At 52.7% G+C, this 19,915-nt stretch carries 11 protein-coding genes, 5 tRNA genes and 3 rRNA genes; 3 read left to right on the top strand and 16 right to left on the bottom strand.

The window, feature by feature from the left end:
• Positions 1 to 84: 84 nt before the first annotated feature.
• The 4 genes from AAGR08_RS17600 to AAGR08_RS17615 all read right to left on the bottom strand — a co-directional run bounded on the left by AAGR08_RS17600 (position 85) and on the right by AAGR08_RS17615 (position 599).
• A tRNA-Thr gene (locus tag AAGR08_RS17600) sits at positions 85 to 160 on the bottom strand.
• A 5-nt stretch (positions 161 to 165) separates the two neighbouring features.
• Positions 166 to 240, bottom strand: a tRNA-Gly gene (locus tag AAGR08_RS17605).
• 191 nt (positions 241 to 431) lie between these two features.
• Positions 432 to 516, bottom strand: a tRNA-Tyr gene (locus tag AAGR08_RS17610).
• Positions 517 to 523: 7 nt separating this feature from the next.
• Positions 524 to 599 (bottom strand) — tRNA-Thr (locus AAGR08_RS17615).
• Between the two features lie 767 nt (positions 600 to 1,366).
• Here AAGR08_RS17615 and coaA point away from each other — a divergent pair.
• Positions 1,367 to 2,317 (top strand): type I pantothenate kinase, encoded by a 951-nt coding sequence (coaA, locus tag AAGR08_RS17620; RefSeq protein ID WP_097097607.1) that lies wholly within the window; start codon positions 1,367 to 1,369, stop codon positions 2,315 to 2,317.
• Positions 2,318 to 2,373: 56 nt separating this feature from the next.
• Here the strand turns inward: coaA and birA are convergent, their stop codons facing one another.
• The 10 genes from birA to pepQ all read right to left on the bottom strand — a co-directional run bounded on the left by birA (position 2,374) and on the right by pepQ (position 14,076).
• The gene (gene birA, locus AAGR08_RS17625; protein WP_097095311.1) at positions 2,374 to 3,336 is read right to left on the bottom strand and encodes a bifunctional biotin--[acetyl-CoA-carboxylase] ligase/biotin operon repressor BirA; all 963 of its coding nucleotides are present in this window, start codon (positions 3,334 to 3,336) and stop codon (positions 2,374 to 2,376) included.
• Positions 3,333 to 4,370: a UDP-N-acetylmuramate dehydrogenase gene (murB, locus tag AAGR08_RS17630; protein WP_097095312.1), complete on the bottom strand. Its 1,038-nt coding sequence runs from the start codon at positions 4,368 to 4,370 to the stop codon at positions 3,333 to 3,335. Before murB ends, birA begins: the two co-directional genes overlap by 4 nt.
• 148 nt (positions 4,371 to 4,518) lie before the next feature.
• A 5S ribosomal RNA gene (rrf, locus tag AAGR08_RS17635) occupies positions 4,519 to 4,634 on the bottom strand.
• 227 nt (positions 4,635 to 4,861) lie between these two features.
• Positions 4,862 to 7,766 (bottom strand): 23S ribosomal RNA (locus tag AAGR08_RS17640).
• 214 nt (positions 7,767 to 7,980) lie between these two features.
• Positions 7,981 to 8,055: transfer RNA gene (locus tag AAGR08_RS17645), tRNA-Glu, on the bottom strand.
• Positions 8,056 to 8,144: 89 nt separating this feature from the next.
• Positions 8,145 to 9,685 (bottom strand): 16S ribosomal RNA (locus AAGR08_RS17650).
• The 16S, 23S and 5S rRNA genes sit together here with 1 tRNA gene alongside, the layout of an rRNA operon.
• A gap of 409 nt (positions 9,686 to 10,094) precedes the next feature.
• A complete protein-coding gene (hemG, locus tag AAGR08_RS17655; RefSeq protein WP_345827464.1) occupies positions 10,095 to 10,631 on the bottom strand; it encodes a menaquinone-dependent protoporphyrinogen IX dehydrogenase in 537 nt (178 codons plus the stop codon).
• Positions 10,632 to 10,648: 17 nt separating this feature from the next.
• The gene (gene trkH, locus AAGR08_RS17660) at positions 10,649 to 12,100 is read right to left on the bottom strand and encodes a Trk system potassium transporter TrkH (RefSeq protein ID WP_097095314.1); all 1,452 of its coding nucleotides are present in this window, start codon (positions 12,098 to 12,100) and stop codon (positions 10,649 to 10,651) included.
• 27 nt (positions 12,101 to 12,127) lie between these two features.
• Complete coding sequence (locus AAGR08_RS17665; protein WP_097095315.1) at positions 12,128 to 12,745, bottom strand: IMPACT family protein; 618 nt, start codon at positions 12,743 to 12,745, stop codon at positions 12,128 to 12,130.
• Positions 12,745 to 14,076: a Xaa-Pro dipeptidase gene (pepQ, locus tag AAGR08_RS17670; RefSeq protein ID WP_097095316.1), complete on the bottom strand. Its 1,332-nt coding sequence runs from the start codon at positions 14,074 to 14,076 to the stop codon at positions 12,745 to 12,747. Before pepQ ends, AAGR08_RS17665 begins: the two co-directional genes overlap by 1 nt.
• 186 nt (positions 14,077 to 14,262) lie before the next feature.
• Between pepQ and fadB the strand changes: the two genes are divergently transcribed.
• On the top strand, positions 14,263 to 16,446 hold the full coding sequence (gene fadB / locus AAGR08_RS17675) for a fatty acid oxidation complex subunit alpha FadB (RefSeq protein WP_097095317.1): 2,184 nt from the start codon (positions 14,263 to 14,265) through the stop codon (positions 16,444 to 16,446).
• A 10-nt stretch (positions 16,447 to 16,456) separates the two neighbouring features.
• A complete protein-coding gene (gene fadA, locus AAGR08_RS17680; protein ID WP_345827465.1) occupies positions 16,457 to 17,620 on the top strand; it encodes an acetyl-CoA C-acyltransferase FadA in 1,164 nt (387 codons plus the stop codon).
• A 52-nt stretch (positions 17,621 to 17,672) separates the two neighbouring features.
• On the opposite strand, the gene fre is transcribed toward fadA, so the two are convergent.
• Both fre and ubiD read right to left on the bottom strand, forming a co-directional pair.
• Positions 17,673 to 18,374, bottom strand: a complete 702-nt coding sequence (gene fre, locus AAGR08_RS17685) for an NAD(P)H-flavin reductase (protein WP_345827466.1) — start codon at positions 18,372 to 18,374, stop codon at positions 17,673 to 17,675.
• A gap of 39 nt (positions 18,375 to 18,413) precedes the next feature.
• Complete coding sequence (ubiD, locus tag AAGR08_RS17690) at positions 18,414 to 19,898, bottom strand: 4-hydroxy-3-polyprenylbenzoate decarboxylase (RefSeq protein WP_345827467.1); 1,485 nt, start codon at positions 19,896 to 19,898, stop codon at positions 18,414 to 18,416.
• Between the last annotated feature and the right edge of the window lie 17 nt (positions 19,899 to 19,915).

The following is a 19,915-nucleotide window of genomic DNA, read 5'->3' on the forward strand; positions in this document are numbered from 1 at the left end:
TATATCGAAGATATCGTCATATCAACCAGGCAATGCCTGACTGTTTGGTTTACAGAGAGAGAATCAGGAGAGAGATAAAGGAAGTGGTGCTGATACCCAGAGTCGAACTGGGGACCTCACCCTTACCAAGGGTGCGCTCTACCAACTGAGCCATATCAGCACATCTGGAGCGGGCAGCGGGAATCGAACCCGCATCATCAGCTTGGAAGGCTGAGGTAATAGCCATTATACGATGCCCGCATCCTGGAACTCGGCTACCTGTTCTTTCTGTAGCTTATGAATAATAAAAGAAGACCTTCTATTATTCGGCCAGTCAGCATTTCTGACCGACTTTGATTGCGCTAATGCACAATCTGAAATTCGAAGGTGAGAGATGAAAAACTCACCCATCAGATAAGGGCCTTATCTGATGCCCAACCAAGAGGTTGAGATGGTGGTGGGAGAAGGATTCGAACCTTCGAAGTCTGTGACGGCAGATTTACAGTCTGCTCCCTTTGGCCGCTCGGGAATCCCACCTACTTGATGGTGCCGGCTACCGGAATCGAACTGGTGACCTACTGATTACAAGTCAGTTGCTCTACCAACTGAGCTAAGCCGGCATCAAGTGGAGCGCATTCTAGGAAGACCCGAAGAAGGATGCAACAAAAAAATTGCCAAATTCGTTCTATCGCTTACTATTTGTGCAAATCATCTCAATTCAGTCATCTTATGCAGAAAAAACATTCAATGTGCGTGCATTTTTGCATCGCATTAATGAATCGCTTTTTGCTTAGCCTCTTCTTTTCTTATGCAGACTTCTGGGTTCCTCCCTGCCCGATATCGTACAAATGGTGATTTTTTTATAAAAAAGCCGCAAAAAATCTTTTGTCAGTAGACCATTTTTTTATTTATCTTCATCAACCAATAAAATGAGAGGAACAGGAACTGAGGGATTTCACTGCCAGACATATCGTATAAGGTCAGGATTAATACAAAGGCTGGAGCGTGAGGCGTACAGCTGTCCATCCCGCTTGCTATATGTTGAGGTTATCGCTGTGGTTGTACGGCTCTATTATGCGACAGAGAGCAACCAATTCGTTTTGCGCTAATGGTTTACAATGTCCCAGTAAGTTACTCATAGCGTTTGCACAACACCTCAGCAGAAAATGTAGTGGCAAGCTACTGAGCGACAAGAAAATGCGGACGCGGTTGCGAAAGCGTGCTTATGTTTGTCATTTTACTTCTTTTTAAACTCACACTGGTGTTACCCTCCTGCCCATTGTTCTCGTTAATTACCCCTGTGACGTGCAATTGAGTTTGATACATCGTTGTATGCTCGATGCTACAAGATGTAGATAAATCAAAATTTGCACTCAAACGCATGCTTATGAGTAAAAAAACGACGCCTCTAACTACGCCCTATTTACAGTTCAATCGTCAGCAATGGGCAGCGCTACGCGACTCGGTGCCAATGACGCTGGCCGAAGGTGAAATTGAACGTTTACGTGGCATAAACGAAGATCTTTCATTAGAAGAAGTAGCCGAGATCTATCTTCCACTCTCACGCCTGCTTAATTTCTATATCAGCTCAAATTTAAGACGCCAGGCGGTGCTTGAGCAGTTTCTTGGTACCAATGGTCAAAAAATTCCCTATATCATCAGTATTGCTGGCAGTGTTGCCGTTGGTAAAAGCACCACGGCTCGTGTGCTGCAAGCATTACTTAGCCGCTGGCCAGAACACCGCAAGGTTGAGCTAATCACTACCGATGGTTTCTTGCATCCTAATGCCGTGCTTAAAGAGCGCGGTTTGATGAAGAAAAAAGGATTTCCGCAATCCTATGATATGCATCGTCTGGTTAATTTCGTTTCCGACTTAAAATCCGGCGCAAGCCAGGTGACAGCACCGGTTTATTCACATCTTATTTATGATGTTATCCCGGACGGAGACAAAGTCGTACAACAGCCCGATATCCTTATTCTTGAAGGATTGAATGTTTTACAAAGCGGCATGGATTATCCTCACGATCCTCACCATGTATTTGTCTCAGATTTCGTGGATTTTTCTATTTATGTTGACGCACCTGAGTCGTTACTCGAAAGTTGGTATGTAAACCGATTTTTGAAATTCCGTGAGGGAGCGTTTAGCGATCCTGACTCTTATTTCCATCACTATTCTCAATTGCCAGAAGAGGATGCGCTCAATATTGCACGCGGGCTCTGGAAAGAGATTAACTGGCTTAATCTTAAGGAAAATATCCTCCCGACTCGTGAACGCGCTAGTCTTATTATGACTAAATCAGCAGATCACGCAGTACAAAGTCTTCGGTTAAGAAAATAGAGATTTTTGCTAAAACGCCCAAAAAGTAATGGGCGTTTTAGCCTTAACTGGTGAAATTAATTACCAGGCCTAAGAGAAATCTCTCCTCCCACCCACGATTTAATTTCACCACCCTGCTCTAGTAATAAGCCCCCCTGGTTATCGATTCCACGTGCAATACCATGTACCTCACGCTCGCCAATCAGTAGCTTCACAGAACGATTAATAAAGTTATCAAGGGCTTCCCAGCGCGTAACAAAAGGTGCTAAACCATCACGCTCAAAAATTGGTAGCGCTTCGCGCAGGCTGTTGAGTAATTTCGCGGCCAGTTCATTGCGATCAATCTCGATTCCCGCTTCCTGCAAATTGATCCAGCCCTGATTAATTTCCGCTGCCCCTTCTGAGCGCATTAGCAAATTAATACCGGCACCTATAACGATCTGCGCAGCATCACCGGTTTTACCCGTTAACTCAACCAAAATACCCGCGAGTTTACGATCATTAAGATAAAGATCATTTGGCCATTTAACGCGTATATCAGGCGCACCTAACGACTGAATGACTTCAGCCATGACAATACCAATAACTAAACTCAACCCCATTGCCGCTGCTGGCCCCTGCTCAAGGCGCCAATACATTGACATATAGAGGTTGGTACCAAATGGAGAGAACCATTTCCGGCCGCGGCGTCCTCGTCCTGCTTGTTGATATTCGGCAATGCATGCATAGCCTGAAGGGAGCTGGTTCATGCGTTCCAGCAAATATTGGTTGGTAGAATCAATAACAGGAATAACTGCCAGATCGGGTTGATGCAAATGTGACAAAATGACTTCTTCATCTAATAACTGCATAGCTGCTGGCAGGCTATAACCTTTTCCCGTCACCGTATACACATCTAAACCCCAGCTTTTCAGGGTTTGAATATGCTTATTAATAGCAGCCCGGCTCATCCCAAGCGCTTCACCGAGTTGTTCACCAGAGTGAAATTCACCATCAGCCAAAAGTGCCACTAACTTTAACGGCACGCTATTATCTTTCATGAGATTACCTCAACGGCGTTACGTTCGCCTCGAGCACCGATAAAGCGCACCTCTGGCTCCAGCCAAACATCGAATTTTTCACCGACTCTATTTCGGACCTGATGCGCCAAGCTTACAATATCTTGCGGCGTGGCGTGATTTTCATTAATCAGCACTAATGCCTGCTGACGATGAACTGCCGCACCGCCGACCCGATACCCTTTAAGGCCACATTGATCGATTAGCCAGCCAGCGGCTAATTTTACGTCACCACTGGCTTGTGGATAATATGGGATAGTTGGCCACTCTTTAATTAATGCCGCCGCCTGCTCGTCCGAAATAAGGGGGTTCTTGAAGAAACTACCGACATTGCCTGTGATATGTGGGTCAGGCAGTTTGCTTTGTCGCATATGGCAAACAGCATTAAATACATCCCAGGCACAGGCGGTTGCTGGATTCAGCTTTACTAGATCGCCATAGCTCAGAACTGGCTGCCACTGTTTTAACAGTCGTAATCCAACTGCAACAATGACATAGTCACTCTTCATCTCATGCTTGAAAATGCTGTCACGGTAACCAAACTGGCACTCTTCGCGGTACAAACGGATAATTTTCTGCGTCGGTAAATGCAAGGCTTCTACATAGTGGCAGATATCCTTAAATTCGACGCCATAAGCGCCAATATTTTGAATGGGTGCTGACCCCGCCATACCAGGGATCAGCGCCAGGTTTTCTAAACCGGTAATCCCTTTCTTTAACGTCTGCTCAACTAAACTATGCCAATTTTCACCGGCGCCGACATGCAAATGCCATGCTTCATCCTGCTCTTCAATAGCAATACCTTTGATAGCGTTAATCACAACAGTACCGCTAAAATCCTCTAGAAAGAGTACGTTGCTTCCTTCACCCAATACAATAAAGGGCAAGTTGGAATGCTGGCTATTTTTCCAGGCTAAGCTTATGGCATCAGAATTATCGGCGACGATCAGCGTTTGTGCGCTGATTGCAAGATCTAGGGTGTTGAAAGCTTGTAGGGATGTATAGGGGCTGGACATTTCACGGCCTTAACTAGTTTATCTGGCCGTAGTTTACCTGATCGATATGTTCCGAGGTTGATGTTTTCTTAGTTTCCGTTGGGAAAGTAACATCTACAGACGTAAAAAAGCCCCGAACTTCCGTTCAGGGCTTCTTCACTTATTTAATGCCTGGCAGTTCCCTACTCTCGCATGGGGAGGCCCCACACTACCATCGGCGCTACGGCGTTTCACTTCTGAGTTCGGCATGGGGTCAGGTGGGACCACCGCGCTAAAGCCGCCAGGCAAATTCTTTTCGCTCTGTCCTGTGTCTTTTACACTGCTGCTGCGTTGGCCGCTCTCGCGCTACTCCGTCACATACCCTCGTATGCTCCCTCGTAGCGTCTCGTTTGCCGCCTTGCTTCAGCGCAAAATCCTTCGGACTTAACTCCGCAGGACAAAACTGAATTCTTTATCCGGTAAAACAAGCTGAAAATCTCTGGTCTCTCTCACCAAAACGCCTCTGGCGTTGTAAGGTTAAGCCTCACGGGTCATTAGTACCGGTTAGCTCAACGCATCGCTGCGCTTACACACCCGGCCTATCAACGTCGTAGTCTTCAACGTCCCTTCAGGACTCTCAAGGAGTCAGGGAGAACTCATCTCGGGGCAAGTTTCGTGCTTAGATGCTTTCAGCACTTATCTTTTCCGCACTTAGCTACCGGGCAGTGCCATTGGCATGACAACCCGAACACCAGTGGTGCGTTCACTCCGGTCCTCTCGTACTAGGAGCAACCCCCCTCAATTCTCCAGCGCCCACGGCAGATAGGGACCGAACTGTCTCACGACGTTCTAAACCCAGCTCGCGTACCACTTTAAACGGCGAACAGCCGTACCCTTGGGACCTACTTCAGCCCCAGGATGTGATGAGCCGACATCGAGGTGCCAAACACCGCCGTCGATATGAACTCTTGGGCGGTATCAGCCTGTTATCCCCGGAGTACCTTTTATCCGTTGAGCGATGGCCCTTCCATTCAGAACCACCGGATCACTATGACCTGCTTTCGCACCTGCTCGAGCCGTCACTCTCGCAGTCAAGCTGGCTTATGCCATTGCACTAACCTCCTGATGTCCGACCAGGATTAGCCAACCTTCGTGCTCCTCCGTTACTCTTTGGGAGGAGACCGCCCCAGTCAAACTACCCACCAGACACTGTCCGCAGCCCGGGTAACGGGCCTACGTTAGAACATCAAACATTAAAGGGTGGTATTTCAAGGTTGGCTCCACGCAGACTGGCGTCCACGCTTCAAAGCCTCCCACCTATCCTACACATCAAGGCTCAATGTTCAGTGTCAAGCTATAGTAAAGGTTCACGGGGTCTTTCCGTCTTGCCGCGGGTACACTGCATCTTCACAGCGATTTCAATTTCACTGAGTCTCGGGTGGAGACAGCCTGGCCATCATTACGCCATTCGTGCAGGTCGGAACTTACCCGACAAGGAATTTCGCTACCTTAGGACCGTTATAGTTACGGCCGCCGTTTACCGGGGCTTCGATCAAGAGCTTCTCCTTACGGATAACCCCATCAATTAACCTTCCGGCACCGGGCAGGCGTCACACCGTATACGTCCACTTTCGTGTTTGCACAGTGCTGTGTTTTTAATAAACAGTTGCAGCCAGCTGGTATCTTCGACTGGCTTCAGCTCCGGGAGCAAGTCCCTTCACCTACGCGCCAGCGTGCCTTCTCCCGAAGTTACGGCACCATTTTGCCTAGTTCCTTCACCCGAGTTCTCTCAAGCGCCTTGGTATTCTCTACCTGACCACCTGTGTCGGTTTGGGGTACGATTTCGTGTTACCTGGAGCTTAGAGGCTTTTCCTGGAAGCAGGGCATCAGTTACTTCACCACCGTGGTGGCTCGTCGTCACGCCTCAGCCTTAAGACACCCCGGATTTACCAAAGGTGTCAGCCTACACGCTTAAACCGGGACAACCGTCGCCCGGATAACCTAGCCTTCTCCGTCCCCCCTTCGCAGTAACACCAAGTGCAGGAATATTAACCTGCTTCCCATCGACTACGCTTTTCAGCCTCGCCTTAGGGGTCGACTCACCCTGCTCCGATTAACGTTGAACAGGAACCCTTGGTCTTCCGGCGAGCGGGCTTTTCACCCGCTTTATCGTTACTTATGTCAGCATTCGCACTTCTGATACCTCCAGCAACCCTCACAGGCCACCTTCAACGGCTTACAGAACGCTCCCCTACCCAACAACACATAGTGTCGCTGCCGCAGCTTCGGTGCATGGTTTAGCCCCGTTACATCTTCCGCGCAGGCCGACTCGACCAGTGAGCTATTACGCTTTCTTTAAATGATGGCTGCTTCTAAGCCAACATCCTGGCTGTCTGTGCCTTCCCACATCGTTTCCCACTTAACCATGACTTTGGGACCTTAGCTGGCGGTCTGGGTTGTTTCCCTCTTCACGACGGACGTTAGCACCCGCCGTGTGTCTCCCGTGATAACATTCCTCGGTATTCGCAGTTTGCATCGGGTTGGTAAGCCGGGATGGCCCCCTAGCCGAAACAGTGCTCTACCCCCGAGGATGAGTTCACGAGGCGCTACCTAAATAGCTTTCGGGGAGAACCAGCTATCTCCCGGTTTGATTGGCCTTTCACCCCCAGCCACAAGTCATCCGCTAATTTTTCAACATTAGTCGGTTCGGTCCTCCAGTTAGTGTTACCCAACCTTCAACCTGCCCATGGCTAGATCACCGGGTTTCGGGTCTATACCCTGCAACTTAACGCCCAGTTAAGACTCGGTTTCCCTGCGGCTCCCCTATACGGTTAACCTTGCTACAGAATATAAGTCGCTGACCCATTATACAAAAGGTACGCAGTCACCCCATAAAGAGGCTCCCACTGCTTGTACGTACACGGTTTCAGGTTCTGTTTCACTCCCCTCGCCGGGGTTCTTTTCGCCTTTCCCTCACGGTACTGGTTCACTATCGGTCAGTCAGGAGTATTTAGCCTTGGAGGATGGTCCCCCCATATTCAGACAGGATACCACGTGTCCCGCCCTACTCTTCGAACTCACAGAATGTGCACTTTCGTGTACGGGACTATCACCCGGTGTCGTGCGACTTTCCAGACGCTTCCACTAATGCACAAACTGATTCAGGTTCTGGGCTGCTCCCCGTTCGCTCGCCGCTACTGGGGGAATCTCGGTTGATTTCTTTTCCTCCGGGTACTTAGATGTTTCAGTTCCCCGGGTTCGCCTCGCAACACTATGTATTCATGTTGCGATGATGCACTGAGTGCACCGGGTTTCCCCATTCGGACATCGTCGGCTGTAGCGGTTCATATCACCTTACCGACGCTTTACGCAGATTAGCACGTCCTTCATCGCCTCTGACTGCCAGGGCATCCACCGTGTACGCTTAGTCGCTTAACCTCACAACCCACAGGCGTTTTGCAACGCTTGGGACTGCAAGCATTTGAGAGACTCGAACATGTTGTTATTCATTTCTTATTACGGAGAAATGAACCAACACGTCGTTTCAATTTTCAGCTTGTTCCGGATTGTTAAAGAGCAGTATCTCAAACATGACGGTTACGTCAGTTTTGAGATACGTCGTGGAGACACCTTTCACCTGTCACCAAGCAAGTGGCGTCCCCTAGGGGATTCGAACCCCTGTTGCCGCCGTGAAAGGGCGGAGTCCTAACCGCTAGACGAAGGGGACACGGTAGTGTCACGACTTCGCAGCCGTCTTGCTCATTACTTTTCTATCAGACAATCTGTGTGAGCACTTCGCGGGAAGGTATCTTCAGGTAAGGAGGTGATCCAACCGCAGGTTCCCCTACGGTTACCTTGTTACGACTTCACCCCAGTCATGAATCACAAAGTGGTAAGCGCCCTCCCGAAGGTTAAGCTACCTACTTCTTTTGCAAGCCACTCCCATGGTGTGACGGGCGGTGTGTACAAGGCCCGGGAACGTATTCACCGTAGCATTCTGATCTACGATTACTAGCGATTCCGACTTCACGGAGTCGAGTTGCAGACTCCGATCCGGACTACGACGCACTTTATGAGGTCCGCTTGCTCTCGCGAGGTCGCTTCTCTTTGTATGCGCCATTGTAGCACGTGTGTAGCCCTACTCGTAAGGGCCATGATGACTTGACGTCATCCCCACCTTCCTCCAGTTTATCACTGGCAGTCTCCTTTGAGTTCCCGGCATTACCCGCTGGCAACAAAGGATAAGGGTTGCGCTCGTTGCGGGACTTAACCCAACATTTCACAACACGAGCTGACGACAGCCATGCAGCACCTGTCTCACGGTTCCCGAAGGCACCAAGGCATCTCTGCCAAGTTCCGTGGATGTCAAGAGTAGGTAAGGTTCTTCGCGTTGCATCGAATTAAACCACATGCTCCACCGCTTGTGCGGGCCCCCGTCAATTCATTTGAGTTTTAACCTTGCGGCCGTACTCCCCAGGCGGTCGACTTAACGCGTTAGCTCCGGAAGCCACTCCTCAAGGGAACAACCTCCAAGTCGACATCGTTTACGGCGTGGACTACCAGGGTATCTAATCCTGTTTGCTCCCCACGCTTTCGCACCTGAGCGTCAGTCTTTGTCCAGGGGGCCGCCTTCGCCACCGGTATTCCTCCAGATCTCTACGCATTTCACCGCTACACCTGGAATTCTACCCCCCTCTACAAGACTCTAGCCTGCCAGTTTCGAATGCAGTTCCCAGGTTAAGCCCGGGGATTTCACATCCGACTTGACAGACCGCCTGCGTGCGCTTTACGCCCAGTAATTCCGATTAACGCTTGCACCCTCCGTATTACCGCGGCTGCTGGCACGGAGTTAGCCGGTGCTTCTTCTGCGGGTAACGTCAATCGGTGAGGTTATTAACCTCACCGCCTTCCTCCCCGCTGAAAGTACTTTACAACCCGAAGGCCTTCTTCATACACGCGGCATGGCTGCATCAGGCTTGCGCCCATTGTGCAATATTCCCCACTGCTGCCTCCCGTAGGAGTCTGGACCGTGTCTCAGTTCCAGTGTGGCTGGTCATCCTCTCAGACCAGCTAGGGATCGTCGCCTAGGTGAGCCATTACCCCACCTACTAGCTAATCCCATCTGGGCACATCCGATGGTGTGAGGCCCGAAGGTCCCCCACTTTGGTCTTGCGACGTTATGCGGTATTAGCTACCGTTTCCAGTAGTTATCCCCCTCCATCGGGCAGTTTCCCAGACATTACTCACCCGTCCGCCACTCGTCACCCGAGAGCAAGCTCTCTGTGCTACCGTTCGACTTGCATGTGTTAGGCCTGCCGCCAGCGTTCAATCTGAGCCATGATCAAACTCTTCAATTTAAGTTTGATTTGCTGCAACAAGTGCAGCGATGCTCATCTGTAAAACGTCATAATGAATTTCATTATGTGTTCACTCGTGAGGCTTTGATATTTTTTTACGTCCGGAGACGCTGATATCAATCCTGCGAGTGCCCACACAGATTGTCTGATAAATTGTTAAAGAGCGTTGCGAGCAGCGGGTTAACCGCCTGTCGCGAGGTGGCGTATATTACGCTTTCCCTCTTCAGAGTCAAACACTTTTTTCAGCGCTTTCCTCCGGCGGGATGAATTTCTTCACTCCCTGCTGAGCCGCCTGCGTTGCCGCTTTGCCGTCTCAGTGGTGGCGCATTATAGGGAGTTATTCGGAGCTGACAAGGGTTTATTGCAAAAAAATGATCTTCCGGCCTAAATTTCGCCACAACGCTCTATTTCACAACGATTTGCCTGGTAAGTGCGCAAAATCCTGGGCAAAAAGCGTCACTTTGTTCCAATCGGTATATTCCACTTCTTTTGACGTATCAGTTTCGCCGCCGGTCATGCGCATAATCAATTGGATCATAATACGATCAAACCAGCGGTAACGCGGATAACGTAGCGCGCCAGCAAATACCGCACAGCATTCTGGTTGCCACGGCGACTTTTCCAGGAACTTGCGCGTATAGGCATTGGTTTCTGGCGTGCACTTATCTGCTTTTCGCGCTGTCAGGTTGACGCTAAAGAAACCATTCACGCGCTGCTGCAACTGCGACTGATGTTGTGTGACAAATTTCATCAGTGCAGGATTAAAATGGCCATAGCGAATCGATGCACCAATCAGCACGCGATCGTACTGCGTCCAATCAACCCTCTGCGCCTGCAGTAAATCGATGACGTCGCACAGCTGCTGCGGCGCTAACGTCTGTGCAATACGCGCGGCAATCTCACGGGTTTGCCCATCTCGGCTGGAATAAAGAATCAACGCTTTCATTACTCAATCCTATTTTTTCATTCACGCCAGAAAGTCGGCGTAAACAGCACCAGCAACGTGAACACTTCGAGGCGTCCAAACAGCATGGTCAAAATCAAAATCCACTTCGCAACATCATTCATCGAAGTGAAGTTATCAGCCACAACACCCAACCCCGGCCCAAGATTATTCAAGGTTGCAGCCACCGCAGCAAACGCAGAGAAATCATCCACGCCAGTCGCGATAATAGCCAGCATGCTCACCAGGAACACCAGAGCATATGCCGAGAAGAATCCCCAAACGGCTTCGAGGATACGTTCTGGCAGCGCACGATTACCCAGCTTAATGGTGTAAACCGCATTCGGGTGCACCAGCCGTTTCAGCTCACGCGACCCCTGCTTAAACAGCAACAGTATACGAATCACCTTCAAACCACCGCCGGTAGACCCCGCCATGCCGCCGATAAACGCCGAGCACAGTAGCAGCACAGGCAGGAACAGCGGCCAGCGTGCGATGCTGTCAGTTGTAAAGCCAGCGGTCGTCGCCATTGATACCACCTGGAAAAACGCCTGATTAAGCGTTTGCCAACCGCTGGAATAGACATTGTGGAACCACAGCACCACCGTACAGATCAGCACCAACGTCAGCTGAACGCCAATAAACATACGGAATTCGGGATCGCGCCAGTAAACTTTGAGATTACGGCCACTTAATAGCGAGAAATGCAGGCCGTAATTACAGCCCGAGATCAGCAAAAACACCGCGACAATAGTGTTAATGGTTGGGCTATTAAAGTAGCCGATGCTGGCATCATGCGTGGAGAAACCACCAATGGCGATAGTTGAGAAACTATGGCCGATGGCATCAAACAGCGGCATGCCTGCCAGCCACAGCGCCACCGCGCACGCCACGGTGAGCAACACATAGATTAACCAAAGGGTTTTGGCCGTTTCCGCAATACGCGGGCGCATCTTGTTATCTTTTAGTGGACCCGGCATCTCGGCCCGGTAAAGCTGCATGCCCCCCACGCCCAGAATCGGCAAAATCGCCACCGCCAGCACGATGATTCCCATCCCGCCGAGCCACTGCAGCATCTGACGATAAAACAGAATTGCTTTTGGCAGCGTATCGAGGCCCACCAGCGTGGTGGCACCGGTGGTCGTGAGTCCAGAGAAGGATTCAAAGAATGCATCGGTAATCGAAAGATGCGGTTGTTCGGCGAAGATAAAGGGCATGGCACCCACGCTACCCAGCACGGTCCAGAACAGCACCACGATGAGGAAGCCTTCACGCGGCTTGAGTTCAGTTTTTTGTTTGCGATTCGGCCACCACAGCAGCGAACCAATCACAATCGCCATCATAAAGGTTTGGCTGAACGCGCGCCCTGCACCGTCACGATAAATTAAAGCAACGAGGCCCGGTAAGATCATGGTCACCGAGAACAGAATCACCAGCAGGCCCACAATGCGGGTAATGGCACGAAAATGCATTCAGCCGTTTCCTTTAAACAGATGCTTTTAGTTTGTCAGCGGGATGAGCGTCAGCGCGCCCCGGCTGTAATCAGAGAGGTTTTGGCGAAAGCCATCAATCTGCCCATGCGGCAGTGCCAAACGTAGCGCAATACGATCCTGATAATGGCTCTCTTCAATGATGCCGTCAAAACGCTGCAGCAAGCGCTCAATGTCGCTGAGTTGGGCATAATCACAGTGCAGGGTAAAGGACTCCATCGGCACTTTACGCTGGCGTACTAGCTGCTTCAGCCCTTGCTGCACCCCGCCGCCATAGGCTTTTACCAGGCCACCGGTACCAAGCATAATGCCGCCGTAATAGCGCACCACCACCGCGGTAATCTCGCCCACACCGCTGCCCATCAGCTGTGCCAGCATCGGTTTCCCCGCGGTGCCAGACGGCTCACCGTCATCGGAGAACCCCAACTGTTGCGAATCATCTGGCGCACCGGCCACCCACGCCCAGCAGTGATGCCGCGCGGTGGGATGTTCCTGCTTCACCTGCTGAACAAACGCGCGCGCCGCTTCCACGCCCGCAGTATGCGCCAGCAAAGTGATGAAGCGACTTTTCTTAATGGTTTCCTCGCTGAGACTCACGGCCTCAGCGGGAATATCATAAGCATCCATCAGGCAAGGTGCAGATCGCGCGTCATATTTTCAATACGATTGGCGTGAACCACCACGTTATCCTCGATACGAATACCGCCGTACGGTTTCAATGCATCGATTGCTGCCCAGTCAAAGTACTGGCTGAACTTGCCGCCGCGCAGCTTCGCCAGCAGCGAATCGATAATATAGAAGCCGGGTTCAATAGTCAGCACCATGCCAGGTTCCAGCACGCGCGTGCAGCGCAGGTAAGGATAGTGTGAGGGTGCAGCGAGATGCGTGCCGCTGTCGTCCTGCATAAAGCCCGCCACGTCATGCACCTGCAGGCCCAGCGGATGTCCCAGACCGTGCGGCATAAACGGACCGGTTAAATCTTCTGCCACCAGCGTCTCTTCGGTCAGGCCTTTCACCAGCTCAAACTTCAGCAGCAGACGCGCAATGCGCTGATGCATTTGTAGATGATAATCGGTATAGCGCACACCTGCTTTCAACGTGGCGATCAGCGCCAGCTCTTCCTTGTTCATCGCGGCGATCATATCGGCATAACGCGATTTACTCTGCGCCGCATAGCTGCGCGTCAGATCGGCGGCATAACCGAGATATTCCGCACCGGCGTCAATCAGAAAGCTATGGCGTTTCGCGGGCGGCTGGTGATCCAGTTTGGTGTAATGCAGCACAGCAGCATGTTCATTGAGCGCGACGATATTGCCGTAAGGCACATCGGTATCGCGATGACCGGTAGCCGTCAGATAGGCGATGTTGATATCGAACTCGCTCATACCCGATTCGAATGCCTCTTTGGCTGCGCGATGGCCCGCCACCGCCAGCTTCTGCGCTTCTCGCATACACGCCAGTTCGTAATCTGTTTTGATGCTGCGATGGTAATGCAGGAAGTCGATCACACCTTTAGGATTCACCTGCTCGCTATTAATGCCGAGCTGCGCAGCGCGAGACGGTACCGGACCGATATACGCCACGTTATCGCGCTGAGCAGGCAACAGCTGCGCAATGTCATCAGCGTTCTTCAAGCCGATTACGTCAACATCGTTGGTCCAAAAGCTATTCGGCAGTGGCTCAACGTTGTGCCAGTAATCCACCGGTGAATAAAACCACAGTTTCGGTTTATTCACGCCATCAATCCATAACCAGCAGTTTGGCACCTGCGTCACCGGCACCCATGCTTTAAACTGGGGATTCACCTTAAACGGATAGTCATGATCGTCGAGAAAAACGGTCAGCAGCTCGCCGGAATGAATCAGCATGGCATCAAGCTTAAAGCGAGCCAGCACCTGTTGCGCCCGCTTCTGCAGCGTATCGATGTGCGCGTGATACAGGGTTTTCAGTGAATCCATGGACTTGTCTCCGATGTCGCGAAAGTGGCCGCAGTGTAGCACAGCCGTGTTGCGGATGCCGTCTTGCACGCGCTGTGATCGCCGTACCAAATAATCAAACTCTCGTTTGCAAATAATTAACATCACACTCACACTCCGATCCATCTGGTATGACCAGATCATCATTCGCGGTTTCAGGAGACGAACATGCTCTACCAAGGCGATACCCTTTCAGTGCACTGGCTTGACGACGGCATCGCCGAGCTGGTATTCGATGCGCCCGGTTCGGTGAACAAACTCGATACCAAAACTGTCGCCTCATTAGGCGAGGCGCTGAGCGTATTGGAACAACAACCCGCGCTGCGCGGCCTGCTGCTGTCATCAGCCAAACCGGCGTTTATCGTCGGAGCCGACATCACAGAGTTCCTGTCGTTGTTTGATGCGCCGGAAGAGAGCCTGAGCCAGTGGCTGGCTTTCGCCAACAGCATCTTCAATCGGCTGGAAGATTTACCCGTACCCACCGTGGCGGCTATCGACGGCTATGCGTTAGGCGGCGGCTGCGAATGCGTGCTGGCGGTGGACTTCCGTGTTGCCACGCCAACTGCGCGCATCGGCCTGCCAGAAACCAAACTGGGCATTATGCCGGGTTTTGGCGGCAGCGTGCGCTTACCGCGCCTGCTGGGTGCTGACAGCGCGATGGAAATCATCGCCGCGGGCAAAGATGTGGATGGCAACAGCGCCCTGAAGCTCGGCCTGGTTGATGCAGTCGTCAGTAGCGACAAATTACGTGCGGCTGCGCTAACCGTATTGCAAGACGCGATCACGCAGGGCAACTGGCAGGCGCGTCGCGCACCCAAGCTAGCGCCGCTGAAACTCAGTCCGATTGAAGCCGCAATGAGCTTCACGATCGCCAAAAGTATGGTGATGCAAACGGCTGGCAAACACTATCCGGCGCCGGTTACCGCCGTGAAAACCATTGAAGCCGCCGCCAGTCTTGGTCGTGACGATGCTCTGAAACTGGAAACCGCTGCTTTTGTGCCGCTGGCGCAAAGCGATGTCGCCCGCGCACTGGTTGGTATTTTCCTTAACGATCAGTACGTCAAAGGTTTGGCGAAGAAACACAGCAGCGCGGCAGGAGCTCCTCAGCAAGCAGCAGTATTAGGCGCAGGCATCATGGGCGGCGGCATCGCCTATCAATCGGCATGGAAAGGCGTGCCGGTGATGATGAAAGATATCAATCCACAGGCGTTGACGCTGGGCATGACAGAAGCCAGCAAGCTGCTTAACAAACAGTTGGAACGCGGCAAAATTGACGGGGCCAAACTGGCCAGCGTGCTCACCACCATTCAGCCGACGCTGGATTACGCCGGTTTTGAACGCACCGATGTGGTAGTGGAAGCCGTTGTTGAGAATCCGCAGATCAAAGCCAAAGTGCTGGCGGAAACTGAGCAGCACCTGCGCGAAGATGCCATTCTGGCCTCTAACACTTCCACCATTCCAATTAGCCAGCTGGCGAAAGCTCTGCAACGCCCGGAAAACTTCTGCGGCATGCACTTCTTCAATCCGGTACCACGGATGCCGCTGGTAGAAGTGATTCGCGGCGAGCAAACCTCGGAAGCGACCATCAGCAAAGTGGTGGCCTGGGCCAGCAAGATGGGCAAAACGCCGATTGTGGTCAACGACTGCCCGGGTTTCTTTGTGAACCGTGTGCTGTTCCCCTACTTCGCGGCTTTCAGTCTGCTGCTGCGCGACGGAGCGGATTTCCGCCAGATCGACAAAGTGATGGAAAAACAGTTCGGCTGGCCGATGGGCCCGGCCTGGTTATTGGATGTGGTCGGTATTGATACCGCGCACCATGCCCAGCAAGTGATGGCGCAAGGTTTCCCGTCACGTATGCAGAAAGATTATCGCGACGCCATTGATGTGCTGTTCGAAGCCAAACGCTACGGTCAGAAAAACGGCCAGGGTTTTTACCGCTGGGAGCAGGACAAAAAAGGCAAAGCACAGAAGAAAGCCGATGCGGCAGTGGATGCGTTGTTGGCACCCATCAGCCAGCCAACCCGCGTGTTTAGCGATGAAGAGATTGCTAACCGCATGATGCTGCCGATGCTCAATGAAGTCGTGCGCTGCCTTGAAGAGAAGATCATCGCCTCGCCGGCGGAAGCCGACATGGCGCTGGTTTATGGCCTCGGCTTCCCACCTTTCCGCGGCGGCGCATTCCGCTACATGGATACGCTCGGCAACAGCAACGTCGTCGATCAGGCTAAGCGTTATGCCGCTCTAGGCCCGCTGTATGCGCTACCGGAGCTGCTGTTGCAAAAAGCCCATCAGCATCAGAGCTGGTATCCCGCGGTGCAACCAATTGACGAAGCGGCGCTGCAAAGTGCCTGAGGTAATAAAAATGGAAAAAGTGGTGATTGTTGATGCGGTACGCACGCCGATGGGCCGCTCCAAAGGCGGTGCATTTCGCCAGGTTCGCGCGGAAGATCTTTCGGCGCATTTAATGCGCGAGCTGCTGAGCCGTAATCCGTCGGTCGATCCCGCCGCGCTGGACGATATTATCTGGGGCTGCGTACAGCAGACGCTGGAACAAGGTTTCAACATTGCACGTAACGCTGCGCTGCTGGCGGAGATCCCCCATCGTGTACCTGCCAGCACCGTCAACCGCCTGTGTGGTTCGTCAATGCAGGCGCTGCACGATGCGGCCCGAGCGATCATGGTGGGCGATGCGCACGCTTGCTTGATTGGTGGTGTAGAACATATGGGCCACGTGCCGATGAGCCACGGCGTGGATTTCCATCCAGGCCTTGGTCGCACGGTGGCAAAAGCGGCAGGCATGATGGGTTTAACTGCTGAAATGCTGGCGCGCATGCATCACATCACGCGCGAACAGCAAGACGCATTTGCCCTGCGTTCACACCAGCGCGCATGGGCAGCCACTCAGCGCGGTGACTTTAAGCGCGAAATCGTGCCAACCTACGGCCACGATGCCGATGGCGTGTTGAAGCGTTATGAAACCGATGAAGTGATTCGCGAAGAGACCAGCCTGGAGGGATTAGCCTCGTTGCGTCCGGCATTCGATCCGGTGAATGGCACCGTCACCGCGGGTAGCTCATCGGCGCTCTCCGATGGCGCCGCCGCCATGTTGATGATGAGCGAAAGCCGCGCGCGCGAACTCGGCTTAACGCCGCGCGCACGTATTCGCAGCATGGCGGTCGTCGGCTGCGATCCGTCGATTATGGGCTACGGACCGGTTCCCGCCAGTAAGCTGGCGCTGAAGCGTGCGGGTTTAAGCGTGCAGGATATCGACTTGTTCGAGTTCAACGAGGCCTTTGCCGCCCAGGCGCTGCCGTGCATCAAGGACATGGGCTTGCTGGAACAGTTGGATGAGAAGGTGAATTTAAATGGCGGCGCGATTGCGCTCGGTCATCCACTGGGATGCTCCGGTGCGCGTATCAGTACCACGCTGCTGAATCTGATGGAACGTCGCGATGCACAATTTGGTCTGGCGACCATGTGCATTGGCTTAGGCCAGGGCATCGCAACGGTATTCGAACGGGTTTAATACGTTAACCATTGCACGTGTTCCCGCCCTCTCGGGCGGGCTTTTTTGTCTGTCAGATAAACGCAAACGCATCGCCGAACATCTGTGCTTCCAGCGCGCCGCGCTCAGCGCAGAAACGCTCCCGCGCAATCTTCGCCATCTCAAAACGACCGGCAATGTAAATGTCGTGTTCGCTGAGTGAAGCGTAATCCTGCATCACCGCCGTCAGCACCGTACCACTGCGCCCTACCCAATCGTCCGCCGGTTGCTCAACCACCGGAATCACTTTCAGGTTCGGATGCTTCACCGCCAGCGCATTCAGCTCATCCAAATCGTACAGGTGCATCAGCTCACGACCGCCCCAGTAAATCGCAATCTCACGATCGGGCTTTTGTGCCAACGCGGTCAGCAGAATAGAACGCGCGTAGGAGAAGCCAGTGCCACCGGCGATCAGAATGATTGGACGATCGCTCTCTTCACGCAGCCAGGCATCGCCATGCGGCATATCTACCGTAATCTGACGATCGTTTTTAATGCGATCCATCACCGCCATCGCGTAGAGGTTGAGATCGGATGCGCCGATGTGCAGTTCAATGATGTCTTTTTCCATCGGCGTGGACGCCAGAGAAAACGGGCGCTTATCGCGCTCATCCATCACTACCATCAGATATTGTCCGGCGCGGAAGCTAAAATCCGCGGCCGGAATCAAACGGACGCGGAAAACCGTATCCGTAATCGCTTCAACCGAAGTTACTTTGCAGCTTAACGTTGTCATGCGTTCCCTTTTTCTTCGGGTCTGGTTGGTCTGCCGCTTTTAGCGCTGCGGCGGCTCGGCAAAGATTGCTAATTCATCCCAAATGGCGTCAATACGCGCCGTAACGGCCGGATCTTTGACAATCGGCGTGCCCCATTCGCGTGTGGTTTCGCCCAGCCACTTATTAGTGGCATCAAGTCCCATCTTCGAGCCCAAACCGGAAACCGGTGAGGCAAAGTCGAGATAGTCGATCGGCGTATTCTCAACCAGCACCGTATCGCGTGCCGGATCCATGCGCGTGGTAATCGCCCAAATCACATCGTTCCAGTCACGTGCGTTAACGTCGTCATCACATACAATCACAAACTTGGTGTACATGAACTGGCGCAGGAAAGACCACACGCCGAACATCACGCGTTTGGCGTGACCGGCATACTGTTTTTTAATCGTCACCACGGCAAGGCGATAAGAACACCCTTCTGGCGGGAGATAGAAATCCACAATCTCCGGGAACTGCTTGATCAAAATCGGCACCAGCACTTCATTCAGCACGACGCCCAGCACCGCCGGTTCATCCGGTGGACGCCCGGTGTAGGTTGAATGATAAATCGGGTTGCGACGTTGCGTTATGTGCGTCACGGTAAACACCGGGAAACTATCTACTTCATTGTAGTATCCCGTGTGATCGCCGTACGGCCCTTCCGGCGCCATGTCTCCTGGCTCGATATAGCCTTCCAGCACGATTTCTGCGCTCGCAGGCACTTCAAGTTCGTTCGAGATGCACTTTACCACTTCGGTTTTGTTGCCACGCAGCAAACCGGCAAAGGCATATTCAGAGAGCGTATCAGGCACCGGCGTGACCGCGCCGAGAATGGTGGCAGGATCGGCGCCAAGCGCTACCGATACCGGAAAACGCTCACCCGGATGCGCTTTGCACCACTCCTGGAAATCCAGCGCGCCGCCGCGATGCGACAGCCAGCGCATAATCACGCGATTCTTACCGATCACCTGCTGGCGATAGATACCGAGGTTTTGCCGCTCTTTGTGCGGGCCGCGCGTGACGGTCAATCCCCAGGTGATCAGCGGCGCGGCATCGCCCGGCCAGCATTTCATCACAGGAATACGCGATAGATCGACTTCATCACCGCTAAAAATCTCTTCCTGACACGGCGCGTTGCGCAGGCGCTTGGTGGGCATATTCAATACTTGCTTGAACTGCGGCATTTTATCGAAGAGATCGCGGAAGCCTTTTGGCGGCTCCGGCTCTTTCAGGAACGCCAGCAGTTTACCCACCTCACGCAGCGCACTGACCTCTTCCTGGCCCATGCCCATCGCCACGCGCTTCGGGGTACCAAACAGATTGCACAGCACTGGCATGTCGTACCCTTTTGGGTTCTCGAACAGTAACGCCGGGCCGCCGGCACGCAGGGTGCGATCGGCAATTTCCGTCATCTCCAGTTCAGGATCGATCTCCTGAGTGATGCGCTTTAACTCGCCACGCTGTTCCAGCAGCGAGAGGAAGTCTCGTAAATCCTGATATTTCATGCGGCTTTAGCTTTCCG

This window comes from Pantoea sp. BRR-3P (genome assembly GCF_039621635.1).
GTDB classification, from domain to species: Bacteria; Pseudomonadota; Gammaproteobacteria; order Enterobacterales; family Enterobacteriaceae; genus Pantoea; species Pantoea floridensis.

Bases quoted from the DNA above. Each gene is read 5' to 3' on its own strand.
- coaA (WP_097097607.1), top strand. From the start codon at position 1,367: ATGAGTAAAAAAACGACGCCTCTAACTACGCCCTATTTACAGTTCAAT.
- birA (WP_097095311.1), bottom strand. From the start codon at position 3,336: ATGAAAGATAATAGCGTGCCGTTAAAGTTAGTGGCACTTTTGGCTGAT.
- murB (WP_097095312.1), bottom strand. From the start codon at position 4,370: ATGTCCAGCCCCTATACATCCCTACAAGCTTTCAACACCCTAGATCTT.
- hemG (WP_345827464.1), bottom strand. From the start codon at position 10,631: ATGAAAGCGTTGATTCTTTATTCCAGCCGAGATGGGCAAACCCGTGAG.
- trkH (WP_097095314.1), bottom strand. From the start codon at position 12,100: ATGCATTTTCGTGCCATTACCCGCATTGTGGGCCTGCTGGTGATTCTG.
- AAGR08_RS17665 (WP_097095315.1), bottom strand. From the start codon at position 12,745: ATGGATGCTTATGATATTCCCGCTGAGGCCGTGAGTCTCAGCGAGGAA.
- pepQ (WP_097095316.1), bottom strand. From the start codon at position 14,076: ATGGATTCACTGAAAACCCTGTATCACGCGCACATCGATACGCTGCAG.
- fadB (WP_097095317.1), top strand. From the start codon at position 14,263: ATGCTCTACCAAGGCGATACCCTTTCAGTGCACTGGCTTGACGACGGC.
- fadA (WP_345827465.1), top strand. From the start codon at position 16,457: ATGGAAAAAGTGGTGATTGTTGATGCGGTACGCACGCCGATGGGCCGC.
- fre (WP_345827466.1), bottom strand. From the start codon at position 18,374: ATGACAACGTTAAGCTGCAAAGTAACTTCGGTTGAAGCGATTACGGAT.
- ubiD (WP_345827467.1), bottom strand. From the start codon at position 19,898: ATGAAATATCAGGATTTACGAGACTTCCTCTCGCTGCTGGAACAGCGT.